21 protein-coding genes, 1 pseudogene and 1 other annotated feature are annotated in these 21,138 nt (G+C 35.3%); of the genes and pseudogenes, 7 read left to right on the top strand and 15 right to left on the bottom strand.

Annotated elements, in window-relative coordinates:
• Nucleotides 1–41: 41 nt before the first annotated feature.
• Nucleotides 42–914: pseudogene (locus ASU02_RS05995) on the top strand (arsenic resistance protein).
• A gap of 559 nt (nucleotides 915–1,473) precedes the next feature.
• Here the strand turns inward: ASU02_RS05995 and ASU02_RS05990 are convergent.
• Nucleotides 1,474–1,989 carry a DinB family protein gene (locus ASU02_RS05990; RefSeq protein WP_057761978.1) on the bottom strand — a complete coding sequence of 172 codons (516 nt, stop codon included), beginning with the start codon at nucleotides 1,987–1,989 and terminating at the stop codon, nucleotides 1,474–1,476.
• A gap of 228 nt (nucleotides 1,990–2,217) precedes the next feature.
• Nucleotides 2,218–2,916, bottom strand: a complete 699-nt coding sequence (locus ASU02_RS05985; RefSeq protein ID WP_057761976.1) for an MBL fold metallo-hydrolase — start codon at nucleotides 2,914–2,916, stop codon at nucleotides 2,218–2,220.
• 394 nt (nucleotides 2,917–3,310) lie between these two features.
• Here ASU02_RS05985 and ASU02_RS05980 point away from each other — a divergent pair, with 394 nt between their 5' ends.
• Nucleotides 3,311–4,225 carry a helix-turn-helix transcriptional regulator gene (locus ASU02_RS05980; RefSeq protein WP_057761974.1) on the top strand — a complete coding sequence of 305 codons (915 nt, stop codon included), beginning with the start codon at nucleotides 3,311–3,313 and terminating at the stop codon, nucleotides 4,223–4,225.
• A gap of 78 nt (nucleotides 4,226–4,303) precedes the next feature.
• Complete coding sequence (locus tag ASU02_RS05975; RefSeq protein ID WP_057761972.1) at nucleotides 4,304–4,804, top strand: DinB family protein; 501 nt, start codon at nucleotides 4,304–4,306, stop codon at nucleotides 4,802–4,804.
• A 190-nt stretch (nucleotides 4,805–4,994) separates the two neighbouring features.
• Here the strand turns inward: ASU02_RS05975 and ASU02_RS05970 are convergent, their stop codons facing one another.
• Nucleotides 4,995–6,017 carry a DUF3231 family protein gene (locus tag ASU02_RS05970; protein WP_057761970.1) on the bottom strand — a complete coding sequence of 341 codons (1,023 nt, stop codon included), beginning with the start codon at nucleotides 6,015–6,017 and terminating at the stop codon, nucleotides 4,995–4,997.
• 243 nt (nucleotides 6,018–6,260) lie between these two features.
• On the bottom strand, nucleotides 6,261–7,115 hold the full coding sequence (locus ASU02_RS05965; protein WP_057761968.1) for a helix-turn-helix transcriptional regulator: 855 nt from the start codon (nucleotides 7,113–7,115) through the stop codon (nucleotides 6,261–6,263).
• A gap of 122 nt (nucleotides 7,116–7,237) precedes the next feature.
• Between ASU02_RS05965 and fabF the strand changes: the two genes are divergently transcribed.
• A complete protein-coding gene (gene fabF / locus ASU02_RS05960; protein WP_057761966.1) occupies nucleotides 7,238–8,473 on the top strand; it encodes a beta-ketoacyl-ACP synthase II in 1,236 nt (411 codons plus the stop codon).
• Nucleotides 8,474–8,714: 241 nt separating this feature from the next.
• Here fabF and ASU02_RS05955 read toward each other — a convergent pair whose 3' ends face one another.
• Complete coding sequence (locus ASU02_RS05955) at nucleotides 8,715–9,041, bottom strand: antibiotic biosynthesis monooxygenase family protein (RefSeq protein WP_057761964.1); 327 nt, start codon at nucleotides 9,039–9,041, stop codon at nucleotides 8,715–8,717.
• 715 nt (nucleotides 9,042–9,756) lie between these two features.
• Here ASU02_RS05955 and catA (ASU02_RS05950) point away from each other — a divergent pair.
• Nucleotides 9,757–10,407 (top strand): type A chloramphenicol O-acetyltransferase, encoded by a 651-nt coding sequence (gene catA, locus ASU02_RS05950; RefSeq protein WP_057761962.1) that lies wholly within the window; start codon nucleotides 9,757–9,759, stop codon nucleotides 10,405–10,407.
• A gap of 118 nt (nucleotides 10,408–10,525) precedes the next feature.
• On the opposite strand, the gene ASU02_RS05945 is transcribed toward catA (ASU02_RS05950), so the two are convergent.
• The 3 genes from ASU02_RS05945 to ASU02_RS05935 all read right to left on the bottom strand — a co-directional run bounded on the left by ASU02_RS05945 (nucleotide 10,526) and on the right by ASU02_RS05935 (nucleotide 13,108).
• Nucleotides 10,526–11,026, bottom strand: coding sequence for a GNAT family N-acetyltransferase (locus ASU02_RS05945; RefSeq protein WP_057761961.1), 501 nt, complete (start codon nucleotides 11,024–11,026; stop codon nucleotides 10,526–10,528).
• Nucleotides 11,027–11,073: 47 nt separating this feature from the next.
• Nucleotides 11,074–11,300, bottom strand: a binding site (T-box leader).
• A 378-nt stretch (nucleotides 11,301–11,678) separates the two neighbouring features.
• Nucleotides 11,679–12,356: an LbetaH domain-containing protein gene (locus ASU02_RS05940; protein ID WP_232426171.1), complete on the bottom strand. Its 678-nt coding sequence runs from the start codon at nucleotides 12,354–12,356 to the stop codon at nucleotides 11,679–11,681.
• A gap of 269 nt (nucleotides 12,357–12,625) precedes the next feature.
• Nucleotides 12,626–13,108, bottom strand: coding sequence for a nucleoside deaminase (locus ASU02_RS05935; RefSeq protein ID WP_057761957.1), 483 nt, complete (start codon nucleotides 13,106–13,108; stop codon nucleotides 12,626–12,628).
• 519 nt (nucleotides 13,109–13,627) lie between these two features.
• On the opposite strand from ASU02_RS05935, the gene ASU02_RS05930 reads away from it, so the two are divergent.
• A complete protein-coding gene (locus tag ASU02_RS05930; protein WP_057761955.1) occupies nucleotides 13,628–14,005 on the top strand; it encodes a hypothetical protein in 378 nt (125 codons plus the stop codon).
• Nucleotides 14,006–14,176: 171 nt separating this feature from the next.
• Here ASU02_RS05930 and ant(9) read toward each other — a convergent pair whose 3' ends face one another.
• The 6 genes from ant(9) to ASU02_RS05900 all read right to left on the bottom strand — a co-directional run bounded on the left by ant(9) (nucleotide 14,177) and on the right by ASU02_RS05900 (nucleotide 19,163).
• Nucleotides 14,177–14,962, bottom strand: a complete 786-nt coding sequence (ant(9), locus tag ASU02_RS05925) for an aminoglycoside nucleotidyltransferase ANT(9) (protein ID WP_057761953.1) — start codon at nucleotides 14,960–14,962, stop codon at nucleotides 14,177–14,179.
• Between the two features lie 142 nt (nucleotides 14,963–15,104).
• Entirely contained in the window at nucleotides 15,105–15,689 is a 585-nt protein-coding gene (locus tag ASU02_RS05920) for a TetR/AcrR family transcriptional regulator (protein ID WP_057761951.1), read from the bottom strand.
• A gap of 6 nt (nucleotides 15,690–15,695) precedes the next feature.
• The gene (locus tag ASU02_RS05915; RefSeq protein WP_057761949.1) at nucleotides 15,696–16,448 is read right to left on the bottom strand and encodes an alpha/beta fold hydrolase; all 753 of its coding nucleotides are present in this window, start codon (nucleotides 16,446–16,448) and stop codon (nucleotides 15,696–15,698) included.
• Between the two features lie 312 nt (nucleotides 16,449–16,760).
• Nucleotides 16,761–17,408 (bottom strand): type A chloramphenicol O-acetyltransferase, encoded by a 648-nt coding sequence (gene catA, locus ASU02_RS05910; RefSeq protein ID WP_057761946.1) that lies wholly within the window; start codon nucleotides 17,406–17,408, stop codon nucleotides 16,761–16,763.
• Between the two features lie 451 nt (nucleotides 17,409–17,859).
• Entirely contained in the window at nucleotides 17,860–18,489 is a 630-nt protein-coding gene (locus ASU02_RS05905) for a DsbA family protein (RefSeq protein ID WP_057761944.1), read from the bottom strand.
• A gap of 35 nt (nucleotides 18,490–18,524) precedes the next feature.
• Nucleotides 18,525–19,163, bottom strand: coding sequence for an NAD(P)-dependent oxidoreductase (locus tag ASU02_RS05900; RefSeq protein ID WP_057761942.1), 639 nt, complete (start codon nucleotides 19,161–19,163; stop codon nucleotides 18,525–18,527).
• A gap of 215 nt (nucleotides 19,164–19,378) precedes the next feature.
• Between ASU02_RS05900 and ASU02_RS05895 the strand changes: the two genes are divergently transcribed.
• Nucleotides 19,379–19,822, top strand: coding sequence for an Rrf2 family transcriptional regulator (locus ASU02_RS05895; protein WP_057762311.1), 444 nt, complete (start codon nucleotides 19,379–19,381; stop codon nucleotides 19,820–19,822).
• 229 nt (nucleotides 19,823–20,051) lie between these two features.
• Here the strand turns inward: ASU02_RS05895 and ASU02_RS05890 are convergent, their stop codons facing one another.
• On the bottom strand, nucleotides 20,052–20,585 hold the full coding sequence (locus ASU02_RS05890; RefSeq protein ID WP_057761940.1) for a hypothetical protein: 534 nt from the start codon (nucleotides 20,583–20,585) through the stop codon (nucleotides 20,052–20,054).
• Nucleotides 20,586–21,138: the final 553 nt, after the last annotated feature.

Below are 21,138 nucleotides of genomic sequence, written 5' to 3'. Positions count from 1 at the left end.
TAGCAGTAATAATAAGTATTAGTATAGGATAAGTAGAACTAATACGAGATAATGCGGAAGGATTCATTGTCTCTCTATTAGTAGCTATGCTGTCCATTACTTTCTTACAGATTCCCCTCCAGGAAATAAAGAAAGCTTTTAAAAACATTAAGTTTACATACACTTCGGTGATCATAAACTTTGTTTTGACACCAATTTTAGCATGGCTTCTTGCATTGGTATTTTTAGGCGACAATCCTGCAATATTTATAGGATCTATTATGTTGATGGTTACACCTTGTACTGATTGGTATTTAATCTTCACGAGGATATCAAAGGGGAATGTTGCATTATCAACAGCTATCTTACCTCTAAATCTTATCTTACAGGTTATTTTGTTGCCTATTTAACTTTTAATTTTCGGAGGAAAGACAGGAGTTATCGCATTTTCATTTCTGATAAAAAGTATTTTAATTGCTTGATTCTTACCTTTTGTTTTAGCTTTTCTAACAAAAACGGTCTTGAGAAACAAGCAACAGTTTAGAGACAATCTTATCTTTAATCTCAGCATGTTACCTATTATTTTTCTTAGTCTCGCCATCGTTGCGATGTTTGCTTCTCAAGGACAACTATTGCTAGATAACTTAGATTTAATGTGGAAAATTACCATTCCGATACTTTTATTTTTCATTATTAATTTTATTGTTGGTCAAAAGGTTGGACAGCTTATGAAGTTTCCATACAAAGACAGAGCAAGTCTAAGTTTAACTACTCTAGCAAGAAATTCCCCTATCGCATTGGCAATTGCTATGACCGAATTTCCTGATCAACCTATAATAGCTTTAACACTCGTTATAGGACCATTATTGGAATTGCCTATTCTTGTTATCAGTACTCAGCTTTTATTATATATTTCTGAAGGTAAAATGGCATAAAAACAATCCAAAGCACACATCAGATTTATAATGTGTGCTTTCTCATTACAATATTTACCTTCTATAGCCTGAATTCATTTTCCTTCACAATCTCCATCTATTTAAAATAAAAATTCTATTTTTTCTAAATGATCCTCAACAATATAGCCCTTTTCATGAAGTAAGATGCTTTCCTTATTTCAGAAAAGCCTCCTTTAATGAACACGATAAATTTAATACACCGTTAGCTGAATGAAACTCCTAAATTAATTACTAATTGTAGCACCTATTTTCATACTGCTTATTCTATTAAATGGCCCGATTGTTGAATAAGAAAAAATCCTGAATGAACACAGGATTTTTTAATCAATCTTTATTTTAAATAATCGCTCTTTGCTTAAGCAGCTAATCCTTTTATAAAACTGCATACAAGCAGTGCCCTTCAATCTTTTTTTAACAGAAAGCGTAAAAAAACTCCATTTTAAATAAAGATTAGTCAAAATGGAGTTACTCTCTTTATATCTAAGTATGAGATCTTTATAAAAATTTTGACCACAAAATCCATCTTATGCTCCTAAATTTAGTGTTTCACTTCTAAGAGTAATTTTATCTCTTTTATTTGATCAATATGTCGCTGTTCATGCAAATATATCTGTTCAATCCATTGATCAAGAGGTAATTCACCTAAGGCAGGATGCTTCACTGATTTTCCTTCCAATATGGCTTTATCTTCAATAGTATTTAGAAATGCCAGCAATTTTTTCCTCGAATCATTTAACAAATCAATTATTTGCGGAACTTCAAATGGGGCTACATCTGGTTCAACGATTTTTGGAGCTTTAATCTTTTTCGTTCGATCCAATAATGTAAGGTGAATATTTTTCCGTTCTGTGCTAGTACGATCATTGTCTTTTAATCCCCATACAATAGCCTTTATAGTTGCCTCTTCCACTAAAACTAAGTGATGGCAAACTTGTGCTATACTCCACATATCCATATCTGGCTTACTATTAAGTTCAGTATCACTTAATATAGTAATTTCCTTTACTAGGTTATTTCTCGTTTCAGACAGATTGTCATTTACCAATTTATTCATGAGATTTCCCCCTTCATCAGATTTCTATTCTGCTTTTATTACTATTATAAGTGCTGCTTTAAAATAAAATTTGATTAAAACGGGATCATTCTTTGTAAAATACTCTACATTTTTTATAAAAAAGATTAATCATTTATTTCAAAAAAGCGCCCTATAATGGCGTAACTAAAATATAATAAATACGTTAATCCTTAAAGCATTCATTAATTGAAAAAGAGTTTCGTTTAACTATTCAAACTCAAGCAAGTCAGAAATAAATTCTTTTACTTTACCTTTTAAAACTACACCGTGCCCCGTACATAAATACTCAACATCGTAGTTGGCAATTTTTTTTAACCCTTCCATAAATAATTTAAAATTGTGCTGTTCTCTCATTTCCTCGTTTTGAGACCATTCTGAAACAAACTGCTTATATTTTCCCCTCTCCTCAACACCTGTATCTACAACATCTCCGCTCAATTGTTCTCCAAAAAAACAGATATGGTCTCCGCAAAATAACACTTTACTTCCAGGATGATATAGTAAAACAGAACCTTTAGTATGGTGTCCGATGAGAACACATTCCAAGTCATTTCCTGTTGGACCGTTATCTGGGAGTTTCCTATTTAATTTGTTTCTACTGTTTTCTGGAATTAATTCTAAATCCTGATTATGAATATAGCCTTCAATATCACTTAAATATTGAATGGCTCCAATATGGTCTTTGTGGCCATGTGTGGCAATAAAATGTGTTATATCACTTTTGAAAATTCCTTTCTTTTTTAATGCAGAAAACAGGAAGTGAGAATGCTCTTCCTTCCCTGAATCAATAAGAGTAATATTATTATGCTCAAGCAGCAAATAGCAGTTATTATAAGAGTTCCAAGATTGGTCCCACACTAAAAAAGCGTATACATTTTTAGCTACTTGTTCCAAATATGTTTTCACTTTATTCCCCCCATAGTCTGCAATTTTTATATATTTATTTCGCTCGATTCTTTATTAATACCTTCTTCCACTATAGTTTAAGTATCAAATCGCGCCCGATCGTTGAACAAAATCTAAAAAATTCATACCTATTGTCATGTATAAAATGAATCTGGTTACTTTCACTCACGATAATAAACCTTAATGATTTTTTATTTCAAATACATGAATTAACAGTTACACTATGTACACATATTCATTATAGAAAGGATCCGTTCAAAAATGGCAGGCATGAATTTCATTAGGATTAAAACAAGGCTGGATGAGTATATTGGAAATGCATGAGAAAATAAAAGGTACGGTCAGTGGAATGACAAAGACCGCTTAATCAATGATTGAGGGAAGGAAATTAGAATTGAAATTAGAACGTTTGATATCCATCATATTCAAGCTCTTAAATAATGAAATTTTGTCAGCTTCTAGTTTAGCTGATGAATTCCAAGTATCATCTCGGACCATTTATAGAGACATCGACACTATTTGTGCTGCCGGAATACCAGTCGTTTCTTATCAAGGTACGAACGGCGGTTTCGGTATCATAAAAGGATACAAATTTGATAAAAGCTTAATAGGTTCCTATGACATATTGAATCTAATCACGGTATTAAGCAGTTTATCGCGTATTTTTGAAGATAAGGAAGTTGAACAAACGATAGAAAGATTAAAAACGCTGGATACAAGCGGCAGCAGTAGTTCTTTATTAGTTGACTTGGAAAGCCATAAAACAGAACCGGCATCATTAATTGATCTGCGAAAAGCTATACAGGAAAAAAGGGTCATCCGCTTTGATTATGTAAGTAAAAAAAATGAACTTACATCACGTGAATTGGAGCCTGTTCACCTTCATTATAAGTTTCGCAGCTGGTATGTATATGGTTATTGCAGAGAACGTAAGAATTATAGAGAATTTAGAGTATCACGTATGTTGAGTATTATTCTGACACAAGAACAGTTTCTGCAAACTCACGAAATGAAAGATGATTCTTCTTGTTCTGATTTTGAGCTAGAGGGATTTGAGGATGTGGTGATCCGGGTGAATCCCAATTCCTTAGCAGAAGTATTAGACCAATTCCAAAATTCATCAAAGGTCTTTAACAGCGATGGAAGTATGACACTTACAATTTCTGTTTACCAGCCGCTGCATGCTGGATGGCTTAAATCTATACTTTTAAGCTTTGGCAGCGGGGTTAAAGTTTTAAAGCCTGTGGAACTGCAATCCATTTTATTAGATGAGGCAAAAAAAATAATGAAAGTTTATAAAGATGTATGACAGGCTGCTGTCATATATCTTTTTTTATAATACAAATATCAACTGTTACAAAAACAGAATTTAAGGAGTAGATATTTAATGAACCATGCAAAAAATATGTATAAGTACCATGTTTGGGCAAATAAGGTGTTATTAGAAAGAATAAAAGAATTACCAAGTAATGTCCTATATGAAGAGGTTTGTAGTTCATATTCAACGATTGCTCTAACGTTTAGTCACATGTATGTGGTAGATGTCATGTGGTTAAAGGTACTTAAAGGAATGGATATGCAAGAAGCATTGGCAACTTCCATGGCTCTCCAAGAAAAGTCTAATTTATATTCCGCAGATGAGTTCGTTAAATATTATGAGGAATTAGCTTCACAGTATGAAGATTGGATCAATAATCAAAACGATATAGAACAAAAAATTCATTTGAATAATCCTTGGACCGGTGCCAGGGAAACAGCTTACTCGGAGATTTTATTTCATGTTGCGAATCATGGTACCTATCATCGAGGGAACATAACGACTATGTTAAGACAACAGGGACACGCTTCGACAATGAATGACTTCGCTTTATATTGGTACCAGAGTTAAGACAAATTGTACCTGCAATTTAATAATCACTTCTATCGATTATCACAAAAACTGTTCTTCAATTAAACGACCTGGTCTATAGTTTAACAGGGCAGACACAAAAAAGCCGATTCCTTAGTTTTAGGAATTCGGCTTTTTAAGTTGAAATTTCGTTACTGGTTTAACCATTCTGTATAAAGGATGAGTATGGCTAATTATGCCTTTCTTCCGCACTTGGCGGGTGTTCAAACCAGCCTCTCTCAATCATAATTTTTGCTGCATCTTGAACAAAATTTGCATTTTTCAATAACGCATTACTATGCTTTAGTGCTATATCATGTCTTCCATTGACTGCTGCCGCATTTCCAAAAGATCTTAACTTAATTGTAAACATATCCATCTTATGAAAGAGCATTAACTTATCTGAAAACGGAGAAAAAGTAGATGATGTTACTAAGTCATTAAGAGAAGATGGGGCTGGCAAATTTTCGTTCTCTAACATTTTCACATCTTTTTCAATATTTTTTTTGGTAATGTCTTTTCCTCTTTCAAATAACTTTCGAATCTCTTCATCCCTTACTACTTGAGCAAATGCAGTGATTAGTGCCTTGCTCGTTGTATTATTTTCAATGATATCGTAAAAATGAGTAATTTCTAACGCGTGCATTGGTCGTACATCCCCAAAAAATCCATTTAAAAAATCCTTATGAACAAATGTCACTTTTTCAGGAATTGGTATTAATGGAGGCTTTATGATCAGCCCTTTATACATTAATATTTCTTTAATTTGACCCATTAAATCCATAGTTGAATCCATACAGTATCTGAAAAATTCTTCTACATCTTTCCTATATACTAGTGGAAAAGCAACGTTGTAAATGCTCATTCCAGCTTTTGCCGTATATTTTAAATAATGGACATAAAATTCATCTTGAAATAAACGAGGTGCTTGAATATTTACATCAGCATCAGTAAAACCATGAGGAATAGGGACGTTCTCTTTCGTGAAAATATCAGTAATTATTTTCAAAAATTCTTCGCTTAGCAATAAGGCATTTTCCAATAAAGCTTTAATATCCTCATCTTCAACATGGTGCAGATAATAACTCAATATGCATTTCCCCATACTGTTTCCCATATAGGTAGCCCAAAGTTTCCCCAATTCTGACGATGTTAGTTTTTCTGTAGTGTTTGTTTTATCTGTATGTAAATTTATTGGTTTAATCTTTTGCATGATACAACCTTCATTCCCTTTTTTTCATAGTATTTCCTCCTTATTCGATTACATGTACGAAGATTTTTATCTGTTTTGAAATAAAGTTTGGAGGTCAATAGATGAATGAATAGGACTCCTTCTTATCAGCAAAGGCTTCAGAAGTATGCAAAAACAGCTAACCCCAATGAACCACATCTTCATTACATTATCATGAAAGATAATTATATTCTTTCATGATGATGATTATTTCAAAAATATACTTCATTCATTTTCAGCTGAAACCCTCTTCATTAATCTCTTTAATTTATTTTCTGTATCCGTTTCCTCTACTGGTGTATAGATACTGAACCGTAAATCCATATCCCCTTGAACTTGAAGAGAAGTTAAATTAAACAACATTTTGCCTGCTTTGGCATGTCTAAATTCAATGATCATTTCTGGAGCTTTACTTACTTGACTTTCTTGCCATAAATCCTGGAATTCTGAATGTGAATGACTCATTTCTTTAATAAATTGGCTATACCATTCATCGCCTAAATAGTGTCCATAATAGGTACGAAAAATAGCAAGAAACCCTTTCGCAAAATGCTCCCAATTAACGGCCAATGCTTTAAATTCTTTTCTAGAGAACACTAAACGAATCAAATTTCGTTGATCATTTGGTATTTGTTCAAAATCTAGAAATACATGAGCAGCAGCAGGATTCCAGCCCACAATTTGACAATGCCGATCTGTAATGATAGTCGGACAATAGGTTAATTCAGTTAGAATTCGCTTTAAGGAAGGGCTAAGTTCTGATTGCTCTTTTTTCGGATGGGTTAATTCTGATTTTGCTTCTAATGCCAGGTTATATAAGTAATCTCTTTCATCATTATTTAATTGTAAAGCTGTAGAAATACAATCTAGTACAATTGAAGAAACCTTGATATCTCTTCCTTGCTCTAGCCATGTATACCAAGTGGTACTTACACCTGCTAATTGTGCAACCTCTTCTCTGCGTAACCCTGGTGTCCTTCTCCGTATGCCAGCAGGCAAACCAATAGACTCTGGCTTAATTTGGGCACGTTTATTTTTCAAGAATGTCGACAAAGCTTCCAGCCTCGTATTTTCATTCATTTTAAAACTCCTCATCTTATCAATTTATCCTAGTAGTAATTATACCAGGATAAACTCTCCCTTGTAATAGGATAAAAGAAAGGTAAAATACAAGATAATAATTGATATGGGAGGGATTGGAATTGGAAAGAGTTGTGATTACCGGTATGGGGGTTATGTCTCCTTTAGGAAACAGCATCCAAACATTTTGGAACAATCTGATTAACGGGGTATCTGGAATATCCACTATTGATACATTTGATGTTACGAATCATAAGACAAAAATTGCAGGGATCATTCAAGATTTTGATGCAGAAGGAATTCTAGGAAAGAGTGAAGCTAGACGGTTAGATCGTTTTTCTCAGTTTGCATTAGCTGCAGCTGAACAAGCTTGGGCAGATTCTAAATTAGACTCTAATCATATAGACGCTGAAAGGTTAGGCGTATATGTAGGTTCCGGTATAGGTGGAATTGAAACCTTAATTGAAAATATTGATGCGCTTAGACAGAAAGGTCCAAGAAGAGTCAGCCCAAGCCTAGTACCTGCTATGATATCTAATGCTGCGGCTGCACAGATTAGTATCAAATGGAATGCCATGGGACCCTCTATGTCGCCTGTTTCTGCTTGCGCAATTGGAAATACTTCAATTGGAGAAGCATTTAGACTCATTCGTTCCGGAGAAGTTGACGTTATGTTCGCTGGAGGAACAGAGGCAGCTATCACAGACTTATCAGTAGCAAGCTTTGGTAATGCCACAGCTTTATCAACAAGAAACGATGATCCCACTAAAGCTAGTCGTCCATTTGATGAAAGCCGAGATGGATTTGTCATGTCAGAAGGAGCTGGAATTCTTATCTTAGAATCGTTATCCCATGCTTTACACAGAGAGGCAAAGATTTATGCAGAAATCATTGGATATGGTGCAAGTTCAGACGCACATCATATCGTAGCTACACATCCGGAAGGTAAAGGGGCTTATCTGGCAATGAGATCCGCTTTAAAAAATGCCAATCTATTACCTGATGAAATTGATGTGATTAGTGCCCATGCAACAAGTACAAAAGTGGGAGACATCTCTGAAACAATGGCCATTAAGCAGTTGTTTGGAAAACAAGCTTATCAGATTCCAGTAACAGCTAATAAATCTATGCTTGGACATATGTTAGGGGCAGCTGGTGGAGTTGAAGCAATTGCCTTAGCAATGAGCTTAAAGAACGGGATCATTCCTCCAACCATTAACCTAGAAAATCCTGATCCATTATGTGATCTAGATTATGTATCCTCTGTTGCTCGCCAAGTGAAAATAAATACAGGTCTATCTAACTCATTTGGCTTCGGAGGTCATAATGCAGCTATTGTTTTAAAGAAATACAAATGAATAAACTTTCTCTCGTCAATCTAACCGTTTCCTCTAGCAACGGTTAGATTGATTCAATTAATGTTGAAGAACGTTTTTTCACTAAAGCACCCTTTATATGAGTCAGCATAATCAATATTAATTATGAAAAGATTTGATTGTTAAAATCTCATATCCTTTACATATATTCAGTGTAATTATTGATTTATAGATTAAACATATTTGGTATCTTGTTAAATAAACTCAGATAGAGGTCGAAATATCACATTTCAAAAAAGTTATCTCTTTCTACTTTACAAACCCTGATTGCGAAGTTTTTGTACCATTCATTTTTCCCTCTATCTTGTGCAACTTGATGTGCTGAATGTTCCTTCCATTTCCTTATCGCATCTAAAGATTCCCAGTATGAAACTGTAATTCCCAATCCCTCATCACGGGCACTTTCTACCCCTAAGAAACCTTTCTGCTGAGACGCTAACTCTACCATTTTTTCAGACATTTTCCCATAACCATTGTCACCTTCAGTACGTTGTGAAGCAAATATCACCGCATAGTATGGCGGTTGAGGAGTTCTTGCCATTCCACTCATTTTAGTTCCTCCAATATGTATAATTTAAAGGCATTCCTAAATTAGAAATTATAACATAATCTTATGTTTCCTTTATGAGTCGCTCCTGTTCACAAAAATCTATCTTCAACTAGCATGCCTTGAGAGCGAAACAAGAAAAAACACCTTTCTAGTGCCAAACGGGAGAATAGTTCGTGGATGAGCGCTTAATTCTCTCAAGTATCAAAATGATAAGGTTCAAGTAACTATTTAACTCCCCCCAATCGGTTCGGTCACATTATTTGCATACTTATAATTATTGGCGATCTCCTCTCCTTGGCTTTTGATCTTGTCCGCCGCAAAAGGGGACTCTAGCACACGAAGATCTGATCGTGGCTGATATGATTGCAGCTGAAGGGGAAATGGTTTTCAAGGAGGAGCAAGATCATTCAAGCAAAATTTTACCAAATGCTTCGATAGTTTAAGTGCATTTCTTCATAAACACGATCCTTTCATTACATAAGTGTTCAATTTTTTCATGAGGATAGACGGTTGCCTTTGCAGAAAAATCGCCAGTTTGTGGAACAACACGCCGAAAGCCATATTATATAAAAACACAGGTTAGTTTAATTATTAAGCGACTAAATAATTTGTTATACTTGATTTATCTAAGTAAAGGAATGATGCTCATGAAAAAAACTGACAAAGCAGCCTTCTAAAATTTTTTAGTTTTTAAATTTTAGGAGGCGTTGAGAAGATGGAATTTATTAAAATTGATTTAAATAATTGGGAAAGAAAAGAAATTTTTAATCATTTCTTGAACCAGCAAACGAGCTTTAGCATCACCAGAAACATTGATATTACTGAACTATATAAAGTGACAAAAGACAAAGGATATAAATTCTATCCTGTATTCATCTTTTTAGTTACGTATGTAGTAAATTCACATAAAAGTTTTAGAATGAACTTTAATTCAGAGGGAGAGTTTGGATACTGGGATAAGCTAATTCCTATGTATACGATCTTTGATAAGAAATCAGAGTTGTTTTCAGCTATTTCTACTAATATAGATGAAGATTTTAAAAAGTTTTATGACAACTACGTTTCCGATGCTGAACTATACAATGGTACAGGAAAAATGTTTCCTAAAACACCCATCCCTGAAAATGCCGTTAATATTTCTATGATTCCATGGACTCCCTTTACTGGTTTTAACTTAAACTTGAATAATAACCCAAATTACTTATTACCAATAGTTACTGCAGGTGGATTCATCAATCAAAACAGTGATATTTATTTACCTTTATCTTTACAGGTTCATCATTCTGTCTGTGATGGTTACCATGCAGCTCTTTTTATGGATAAATTTCAGACCCTTGCAGATAAGTACCGATCGGTGCTTGAGTAAATGGTAAAAAAAACACCGACTATCATTTAGTCGGTGCTTTTTACTAAACTGCGTTGTTACTTGAAGAAAAAAACAGCCTTCGTTATTGATGAATCGCACCATTTAGTTGAATAACGATTTAATATAGCTTGGACATATAATATTGATCTAAAATTTTCCCATTTACTATAATTGAATTTCTCTTTACTCCTTCTACTTCAAAACCCATTTTCTTATATAGTGCAATACCTGCAAAATTTTCAATAACTACCGTAAGTTCTATACGTAAAATATTATTCGTTATAGCCCATCTATCTAAGCTTTGAAATAGCTTTGTTCCTATTCCTCGTCCGGTGTATTCTTCCAAAATGCCTATAATTACATAAGCTGTGTGTTTTGTTCTGATTGTATCTCCACCAATTACAGCTAAATAACCGACTAATAGTTTATCTTCGTCTTCAGCAACAAATATGGCTGAGTTTTTCTTTTTCCCTATTTGTTCTACCCATTTCTTTATTTGTTCAGGAGTTCCCTTTCTTTCTCCAGGCTCCATAAGCATATATTCTGCTTCGTTTTCAACTTGCTTCATAAGTTCAGTAAAGGTATAAGCATCATCCGTTTTAATCTCTCTAATTACCATTCAATTTCCCCCCAAAACGTATTTAAATATAAAAAGCCTATCATCTCTAAAGAGACGATAGGCTTGACCTAACGTGGTACCAACTCTTCTTTGGCTTGTAAAAAACAAGAATAACAAACCACCTCAATACGTTATAACGGAAATCCTCCGTTTAGACCTACTATCAGTCTAACCACTCATAGGCGAGTTGGGGAACTTTATTGACTGCCTTTCAGCATACTAGCAGCTCTCTGAACAATAAACTTTCCTTAATACTCCTAATCACTGTGTTTATATCATTTCATTTAATCCAAGGTAACAAATTCTTAATATTTCGTCAATACACTTTTCTTCAACTACCGCACTTTTTTACTTAATACCTATTACTTAATCATTTAATTTTTCCGTAATATGTTAGTCCAAAATGTGATACTAAAAGGAAATTAAGCGCTAATCTTTAATACAGGAAAAGCGACGGATTGTAGAAGATTAATAAAAGATAATCACTACTAAAATGATTTCTTTTTGTGCTAACGCCTCCGTTACTTTAAGTACATTTTTTTACGATACATCCTCATTAAAATAAAAAAGCTGCCTGAATGACAGCTTCGAATTTCTATTAAGAGTCCAGTACGGAAAAAGCTCGTACGAGTATACCTTCCACATTTAATTGTTAGTCATAGGCCATTCCACAGGAGCAGCGATTTTTCCCAAATAACAAATGATAAGATGCGGGGAATTCCTGATTGACACGTTGAACTTCACGTGCAAACTCCTTACTATCCTCTGGTACTCGAGAAAGTGCGTTAGCTTTCTCTTGAGAATCAATATTAGCTCCAGGCGGGACAAACCTATTTGGTGGAATTCGAACACCATTTGTTACGACTGCATTATAAGAAATATATGAGCCTTTCCCGACAATGGCATTATAAACAATGGCGTTAAAACCAACAAATACTTTGTCTCCAACATAACAAGGACCATGGACAAGGGCCCCATGAGCGATGGATACTTGATTTCCAATGAATATAGAATACCCTTTTCCTCCAACTGAAATCCTTTTATTTAATAAACCATGTAAAATAACTCCATCCTGGATATTTGTATCTGAACCTATATAGAAAGGGGTTCCTTCATCCGCACGAATACTTACATTAGGAGCTACATAAACATTGTTTTTAATGGTAACATCACCTATAACACTGGAAAATTGACTTATAAATGCTGTTTTGTTTATTTTAGGATAACGTTGAACAGGATTAAATGAAGTGATTGGGTTGGGACTAATAAATGGTTCAAAACAGTGAGAATGGTTATGAGAAGAGAAGTTCGTTCCTTTTTTTTCTGCCAAGAAATCACCTCCTTCACAATCTATTGGCATATCATTATTTTATGCAAACAGATTGCGTGTGGAATGGACAATCATTCACGAAAAAATGATGTAGGGCAGAGATCCACCGAGGGAATGTAAGAGGCAAAAAAACAGCATTGGATTTTACCGATCAATGCTGTTTTTTTAATATTTTATTAACGATAGATATTAATGTATCTAGTATTATAGGCTTTTATTATTATATGGATAACCTTATGACAGCTCTACCTGTCAAGCTCGTGTTAAGCTTAACCTCTCTTTGCGTAAAACTGACGATGGAGTTGATGTACTTCCTCCACTAGTTCAGGAACAGGTCCCTCTACGGTGCTATCAATAATTACATCTTGAATGGGTAAATTCCGAACACGCGATGGAGCAGCACCTAATTCAGTTAACCATTGTCCCAACTGTTCAGATGAACTTGCATAAACGATTCGGCCTAAACCAGCCCAACCGTGAGCCGCAGCACACATAGGGCAATGTTCCCCAGAGGTATATACTGTTGCCTTGCTTCTTTCTTCAGGTACCATGTTAGTAGCTGCCCATCGCGCTATAGCAAATTCTGGGTGTTGGGTATGGTCTCCGTCCGCCACGTGGTTATGATCTTCAAAAAGCACTTTTCCATCGGCTGAAACAAGTACTGAACCGAATGGCTCGTCACCTTTCTCCAGAGCAATTTTTGCTAATTCAACACAACGTCGCAAGTGCTTCAAATCTGTATCACTTATCATATTTTAATCCTCCTCATCTATTTTATTTTTTGCATCAACCTTTTGATAAAGTTTCCTATTTCATACGTTAAGCAAACCAAACATGACAATGCCTATTAACTAAACTACTTACATCTAGTATAAGTAGAAACCTTTACAATCTCAATTTTAGCATGTATATCAATAAACTTATTGAATAGTGTTCAAGAATATGGCCCGATAGCTAAATATCTTATTCGAAATATAAGGCATTTTGATAAAGTGGAAACCTGAACCAGCATACATTTTTGCAGTAGAGAAACGTGGCAATTTAAGTGGCTGTGGGAGATAATAAATATAACCCATGTGAGGTAAGCGGATGACACGGCATCGGATGCCTTCAATTAATTTTTTATGTATATAACGTCAAGGATAGCGTCTGAGTGTGAAAAAACATTGAAATACATATAACAAAAATGCTTTATACAATAAAGTGCATGCTTAGTAGAATTTTTTCACATTCATTATCGTTCATTTATGGAGAAGAGAGGCAAATGGATTATGGAGAATTTAACAGTAGAAGAAAAGCTGCAGTCGGTTGAAGCGTTTAAGTCGATTATTCGTAAATCGGAAAAGGCGCTTACCCATATGAAAACCGGTGCGCCACAGACGAGGTTGCTTGAGAAGCGAATAAAGGCAGCTCAGATTGGTGTAGATACACTTCTTGCACGTTGGGAAGGTCAGAAATTGGATGTCAGCAAAACAGATTTGATTAACGCAAAAAAGGAGTTAGAGGGCTTGCTGTTGACACTTCCTTCATTTCTTGAGAAATCAAAAGCAGGCAGTGGGCAGCGGACCTACATTACAAGAAGGATAAATGCTTTTAAAGTGGCAGTATTCTATATAGGCGATTTGATTGAAAAATTCGAACAAGAATAATCAAAAGAACGATTGCACATTTTGAGTGGCAATATGGTTCGATTATCCGGTGGCCCTTAAATGGAAAATAAGCGCTTACCTTTGGTAACAGGAAAGCGCTTTATTCTATATATGTATAATTAATCCTCTTTAGTCAAACTATCGTCTCCATCATAAATAAAAAATTAATGCTTAGATAGGAAGATAAGACTCTATAGAATTTTTCATATGATTGACTAGTGCTTTCACTTCGGACTCCTTTCCTTCCCACTTATCAGCATATTCTCCTCGATAAGCTTTTCTGGCTAAATCAAGTAAAGCCGCATGTTCAGGAGGCAGCAGAGGGATAGCCCATTCTGCAGCCACATCTTTAGGAGAGATTTCACCAACAGCCACTGTTAGCCACATTCGGGCAAGAGTTAAAATCACGTTTCGTTCGTCACCCTTCGTACCCTCTATTAACCCAGGCAAAGACTCCTTAATTGCTTGCCGAATATCTGCCATCGGCACGGGGTCAAGTATATCTAAAGCCTGTGGACCAAAAAGGGAAACACTATGCTTTCTTACTTTTGCTAAAACAATAGCCAAATCAGGGTCATATGCTGGTTCCTGGATTTGCCCTTTCTCAAACTCATCCCTCAGCCATTCACCATAGATAAATTCATTTTTGGGCGGATATTTCCACGGGACAACCTCTCTCTGATTGATAATTGTGACTTCAAGTGGTCGAACAGACGCTGTATTTCCTATCTTTCCAGATATAAGCATCAGCCTATCTGTCAGTTTTCTTCGAGTTTCTTTAGTTAAACTTTGATTGACAACAACTAGAACATCTACATCACTGTTCATGCGCAAGCCGCCAATTACGGCAGAACCAAATAGATAGATGCCAACTACTGTTCTGCCAAGCAGCTCCTCTATCATTTTTAATGCTTGAATCGCTTCCTCGGGAAATTTTATGTTTTTCGGATCTCCCATCAACTTACAACCTCCTCTCATCTAAAATAAATGACGTCGTCTAAAATGAAGATTGATCGCTATACATTGTTCCAGGATAGCTCCCGATAGTTGAAGATCCTTCGTTAAACTTTAGTAAGATCAGTCCCATTTAAACGATAGACTAGATGCAAAACTCCCTTATTATCTGCTGCTTTAGTTCTTCTGCTGGAAACTTCTGTGGATAGGTAGAGATCATCAACATAATCCCTTGCAGCACAGATGAAAAATACAATGATCTTTGCCTCGGCTCCTTTTCCCCCATTTTTTCAAAAATTTCACATTGCAGCTCGAACTGTCTCGCATTTTCCCCGATAAGGAGATGACTGTATTTAATCAACTCTTCATCAGCCTCTGGCAGTGTTTGCAGGTGCAGATAGAACCGATGGATTTCCGGATTTTTGTGGATCGTATCAATGGCACCATTGACAATATATTTAATCTGCTCACCTGGTTTCTCCAATTCGGCTGCTTTTTCCATTACCTCAACCACTTCACTTCTCCTTGCCTCGACCATTTCAGAAAGCAGCTCTTCTTTTCCTTTGTAATAGCTATAGAGTAATCCTTTCGAAATGCCCGCATGTTTGGCTATAGCGCTTATAGAAGTAGCGTAATATCCCTGTTTCATAAATAACTCGATAGCTGCAGCGCGAATTTTTTCTTTGGATGCTTGGCGAATACGGTCATTCTCTTCGGGTGTACGTGGCATGAATATTCAAACCTCCATAAATGCATTGATTTCTTGGTATAAATCTTTGGAATGAGTAAGCGGCAGCAGATGATCGGCATCCTCTATTTCAACGAAATGTACAGTTGAAATCTTACGGAAACAATCGGCAACCCGAAGATTATCTGCCAAGTCTTTTTTGCCGATCATAAATAATGTTTCAGGATTCAATTCTCCTAATTTTTCATATGCTTTCGGCTGAGGCCATGTCATGCAGAAATCAGCGGGCCAATTAAGCATGCGCCCAAAATGATGGGTGAGCATTTGAACAATTAGATCCTTGTGAGGACTATCGATAACGACTTGATATGTTGGTGAATGAAGGGCAACTTCTACCATCTTATCTATATCTGGGACAACCTCGGATACTTTACTATGATATTGTTCAAACTCTTTTGAATACGGAAAACCAGTCAAGGAAGGAGCAATTAATACAAGTTTTGATACTCTTTCAGGGTAAGTCAGAGCGAAATCGGTTGCAATCTGTCCTCCCATGGAATGGCCGATAATTGTTGCCTGATTAAGTTCTAGGTAATCCATTAGTGCCCGTACATCTTCAACATAGTTTACATGTTTTAAAGGGGATGGTGATTTCCCAGCACCACGGCCATCAAAAGCAATCACTTTGTAATTTTTAGATAAAAGAGGCACTAAACATGTCCATAGCCTCAAATCAGTCCCGCCGCTATGGATAAGAACAACAGGATGACCATTGCCAGTAATTTCATAATGTAAATCCAATGCAATCCCTCCATTTTCACCAAATTTCCAATTTTATTTTATTATTGAATGAACGGTTAGTCAATAGAAAAAACAACTAATTTTGAATAATCTAAAATATCTTGTTGATCATAGTAATTACTGTTCCAATGAATAAACTTGATAAAAAGTTGGGATTGCACGGTGAATTTTTCATTTTCAAATATGGCTCCACTAACTGGTTCTAAGATTTCGCCCTTTAATGGAATAGCAAAATAGACACTAAATCCTACAGTAAATATAAAAAAGGAACTGCTTCATGCAGTTCCCCTTAATATTCGGCAAAATGACCAGTTAAACCCAGTTTTCATTCTCATCAGCAAACTTTTGCAATTCATTCATAAAAATACTTGCGTGGTAACCATCACAAACAGCATGATGAATTTGTAATGAGACAGCCAACCATATTTCATTATATTTTTGTAAATACTTCCCACCAGTAATTATTGGTAATAGATAATCTCCATTATTATTAATATTTAAATTAAATGCTGTAAATGAGCTCCAAGGAATCATAGATATCGGAATATTATTGTCTGGTATAGGTGTTTTGGGAAATAAACGACCCGTCCCATTATATTTCCCTATATCCTTTTCATATTGAGAATGAAATTCTGTAAAATCAACTATATTTGGTGACCAGATGCTAGAAAATGTGTGCGTATTCTTATCAAATATTGTATAGGAAGGACCCATCTCTTTCCAATAACCTAAACTAACTTCTGAATTGAAACTCGTTCTAAATTCTCGGTGGGAATTAACTATTTTTGTTACCATAAAAATAAACGCTGGGTATAACTTATAATTCTTTCTCTTTAGGTTCTCCATAAGATTAGTTATATTAAGGTCATTTGTTATACTAAATGTTGTTTGTTGCTGTAAATAGTATTCAAAGTATTCTTTTCGATACCAGTTGTCACGATTAATAATATTGAACTTCATATTTACGCCTCCTAATATAAATTACTTTTATCTCAGGAGGCCATATCCACTGCTTTTTCCATTAAGTTCATCCTTTTCTACCCTAAATTTTTGCTGCAATTTCCAACAATTTCTAACTAGAGTCAACTACTTTCTTATACAATACTGTACGATTGTGTAATACAAATTATGTCAGATCAAGGTGTTCAACTCAATTTTTTCAATACGGAATTGCTTCCGAATGTTGTAAATCAGTGGCTGCTGAAGATGGCTGGCACTTATTGAATTCTAGCACCTGTTCGTCTAAGTGCAATATTCCCTAACATTCAACTTGGGATGAATGATGTAATAGTATAGAAATACTTCTTTGTTGAGTCTAATTGGCATTGTATAATTCTTATATTAAAAACCGACCTTTCTAATAGAATACGGTCGGTTTAAGTTAAAATCAATTATGTTGTTTAAGAAATCGTTATGAAATGATACTTGACAAACGCCCCTCAATCTTCTCAGGAGTCATAATGCCTCCACCAAGCACGATAAATTCGTCACCTTTCTGCAGAAGCAATGTTTGGTAGCTTTGAATACCAAGCTGCTGAACCTTCGCAAAGTCTGCGTGGGCATCTTCGGTGGAAACCTTGTCCTCAAATCGTGCCAAAACTGCCTCAGGATCAATATTATTAGCAGCAGCAATTTCTTGGTAAGTTGCTGGGTCACTGAGACTCTTACCTTTGTAATAAAATGCATGTTGCATGGACGAGGCTAAATAATAGGCACGTTCTGGTGCGAAGAAACGCAATGCAGAAAAGCCTTTTGCCGCCGCCTCGGAGTCCATAGTATAAGTACCTTCTTCCAATAACGTTTGGTAAGGGGTGCCAAACTCTGCTCCAGTTAGCTGGCTGATTCTTTTATTTACTTCTGGAATGTGCGGGTAAGAAGCTATTGGTAGCTTTTTATGCCCTATAAATAGACCTCCAGACAAAATAGTCATAGGCAGTTCAGGGTGATTCTCATGAAAGACTAGAATGCTCTTTGAGAACCCGTAACACCAGCCACAGTATGCATCCCACACATAGATAAGAGAAAGTTCTTTTGGATTCATAATAAAAAATCTCCTTCAAGATCTGTCAACACTTTTTACTCTGTTTCGCCAACAACTGTAAAGCGTTCGTTTAAGTGCTGTGGATTTTCAATTTCATCTAAAACTGCAATGGCGTAATCCGCATAACTGATATAGCTTTCACCTTTTGAATTTACAAGAAGATGATCTTTTCCTGACTTATAAGATCCAGTTCTTTTTCCTTCCACATCAAATACGGCAGAAGGACTGATAAATGTCCATGTAATATCAGTTGTTGTCTGTAATTCTTGTAAATTCCGTCCTTGACCTTTTGCAGTTGGTTTAACAAAATCCGGAAATTCAGGTGTATCAATTAACTGAACAGTTTTATTTTCATCTACATAAAGACTTCCTGCACCACCGACAATGATTCCTCTTGTATTAGTTCCTTTTAAAGCCTCAATTAAAGCATGACCAGCATCGACATGTGCTTGCTCTACACCAAGTGGAGCACCGAAAGCATTTACAACTACCTCAAACTGCTTAACGTCCTCTTGTGTAAGATCTAATATATTTTTTTCGATCACCGCAACATTCGTATCTTTGAGTTTTGACTTATCCCTCACGATAGCTGTAACTTGATGTCCCCGACCAACTGCTTCTTGCAAAATAAGACTACCTACTTTCCCACTTGCACCAATAATTCCAATTTCCATTTTATAGCCCTCCTGCATTGATAAAATTAGTTGTAATTAATTCAATTACCTGTAATCATTGTAGTTACAAGTTGATTGAATGTCAACAAAATAAAAAAACATTTTTCATTATGAATAATCTTTTAAGTTATAATATACTTGTAATCGAATGAATTACATGATGAACGAATTAATTTATTTTCTCGTAAAAAAGTAAGGAAGGATGGTGAATGAAGATGTCCATCAGCAGCAGATTTTCCGTTGGAATTCATATATTAACTCTTATCGAAATAAATAAAGATGGAGTAAGTTCATCTGAATATTTAGCTGGAAGTGTTAACACGAACCCAGCCGTGATCAGAAAAATTATGGGGATGCTAAAAAAAGCAGGACTAATAAAAGTACAACCTGGTATTGCAGGAGCAGAACTAGCAAAGGATTTATCGGATATTACATTGCTTGATGTTTATAAAGCCGTTAATGTTGTCAAGGACAACGAACTGTTTAGCATTCATGAAAATCCAAATCCTGATTGTACCGTCGGAAGGAATATTCAAAATACAATTGAACCACTTTTTTTCAGTGCTCAAGGTGCATTGGAGAAGGTTCTCGAAAATGTAACCATTGAAGATGTAGTTAAGGATGTTTTTGAAAAAGAAAAACTACATGTTAAACGTTAAATGTAAGGAATTAGTAAAAGACATTCTTCTTTTCTGGAATGTCTTTTTTGTATTACCAAACCTTTAATAAACTAAGTCTTAATGTGTTAACCTGCCGTTAGCTTAAGTATATATCTTCACAATCTCCATTTCTCTTACTAATCTTTACTAAAAAATCTGGCCCGCAAAACCAAGCAAAATTAAAAAGCCCTCTTCGTTTTTGTTAAGGGCTTAGTTATTCCATTAAGCATTAATTATCTCTATCTGGATCGATTTCACCAGTGATTTGAGTAAAGCCATTATACCCTTCAACGTTAAGGAGCAAATTGCCTTCATCATCTACTTTAGCAATATCTATCAAAGCAACTATTTTTTTGGGATTTATAGTATCTAAGTAAAAAATGCTATTTTCTATTTTTGTTTCTCCATCTTTAAGATAATATTGCATATACATGCTTAAGTCTGAACTAGATAGATCCATACTTTTACTTATTAATTTAGAACTCTGTCCTGGTTTTAATTGTTTGATTTCACCTATCTCTTGGAAATTAATGTCTAGTAAATGACCAAATGAAAATGTAAGATTTGAGATATCCTGTTGGCTTGAATTCTTAACCTCTATTGTCACTCCTGTATCGTATTTTCTATACTCGCCCTGTGTATCAATCATTATAAAGTAGGATATTCCGTAGGATATTACGTATAAAACTCCATAAAATAAGATGCCAATCAATATCAAGCTTGTTAAAATAACCAATATAACTCTCATTATTTTTGTGGCCAAAGATTTATCTCCTCTAAGATAAAAGCCCTTCACAATCGAGTGGGGCTTCCACTGCTTGTGTTAGTTGAATAAGAATAGACGTATATTCCACAATTGCACTCTTTATTTGAATAGCGGTCAGCTCTAAAAGCTCGAATTACAGATAATGGACTAACAGACATTCTAAAGTAACCTTTTTTTAAAATAAAAATACAGATAATTGTGTATCACGGTCATTAAATCCATGCAATGATTCCTACAAAAGAGAGAAACAGCATTTCACGGTAATCAAAGCACAGCTATGATGCCCGCATAAGTGAAAAACTGCATTTCACGGTAATCAAAGCACAGCTATGATGCCCACAAAAGTGAAAAACACCATTTCACGGTAATCATAAACCAACTATGATGCCCGCATAAGTGAAAAACACCATTTCACGGTAACCAAAGCGCAGCTATGATGCCCGCATAAGTGAAAAACACCATTTCACGGTAATCAAAGCGCAGCTATGATGCCCACAAAAGTGAAAAATAGTATTTCACGGTAATCAAAGTACAGCTATGATGCCCGCAT

This window comes from Cytobacillus praedii, assembly GCF_001439605.1.
GTDB classification, from domain to species: domain Bacteria; phylum Bacillota; class Bacilli; order Bacillales; family Cytobacillaceae; genus Cytobacillus; species Cytobacillus praedii.
Note: the sequence above shows the minus strand (reverse complement) of the source record. Positions and strands in the feature narration are given on the sequence as shown.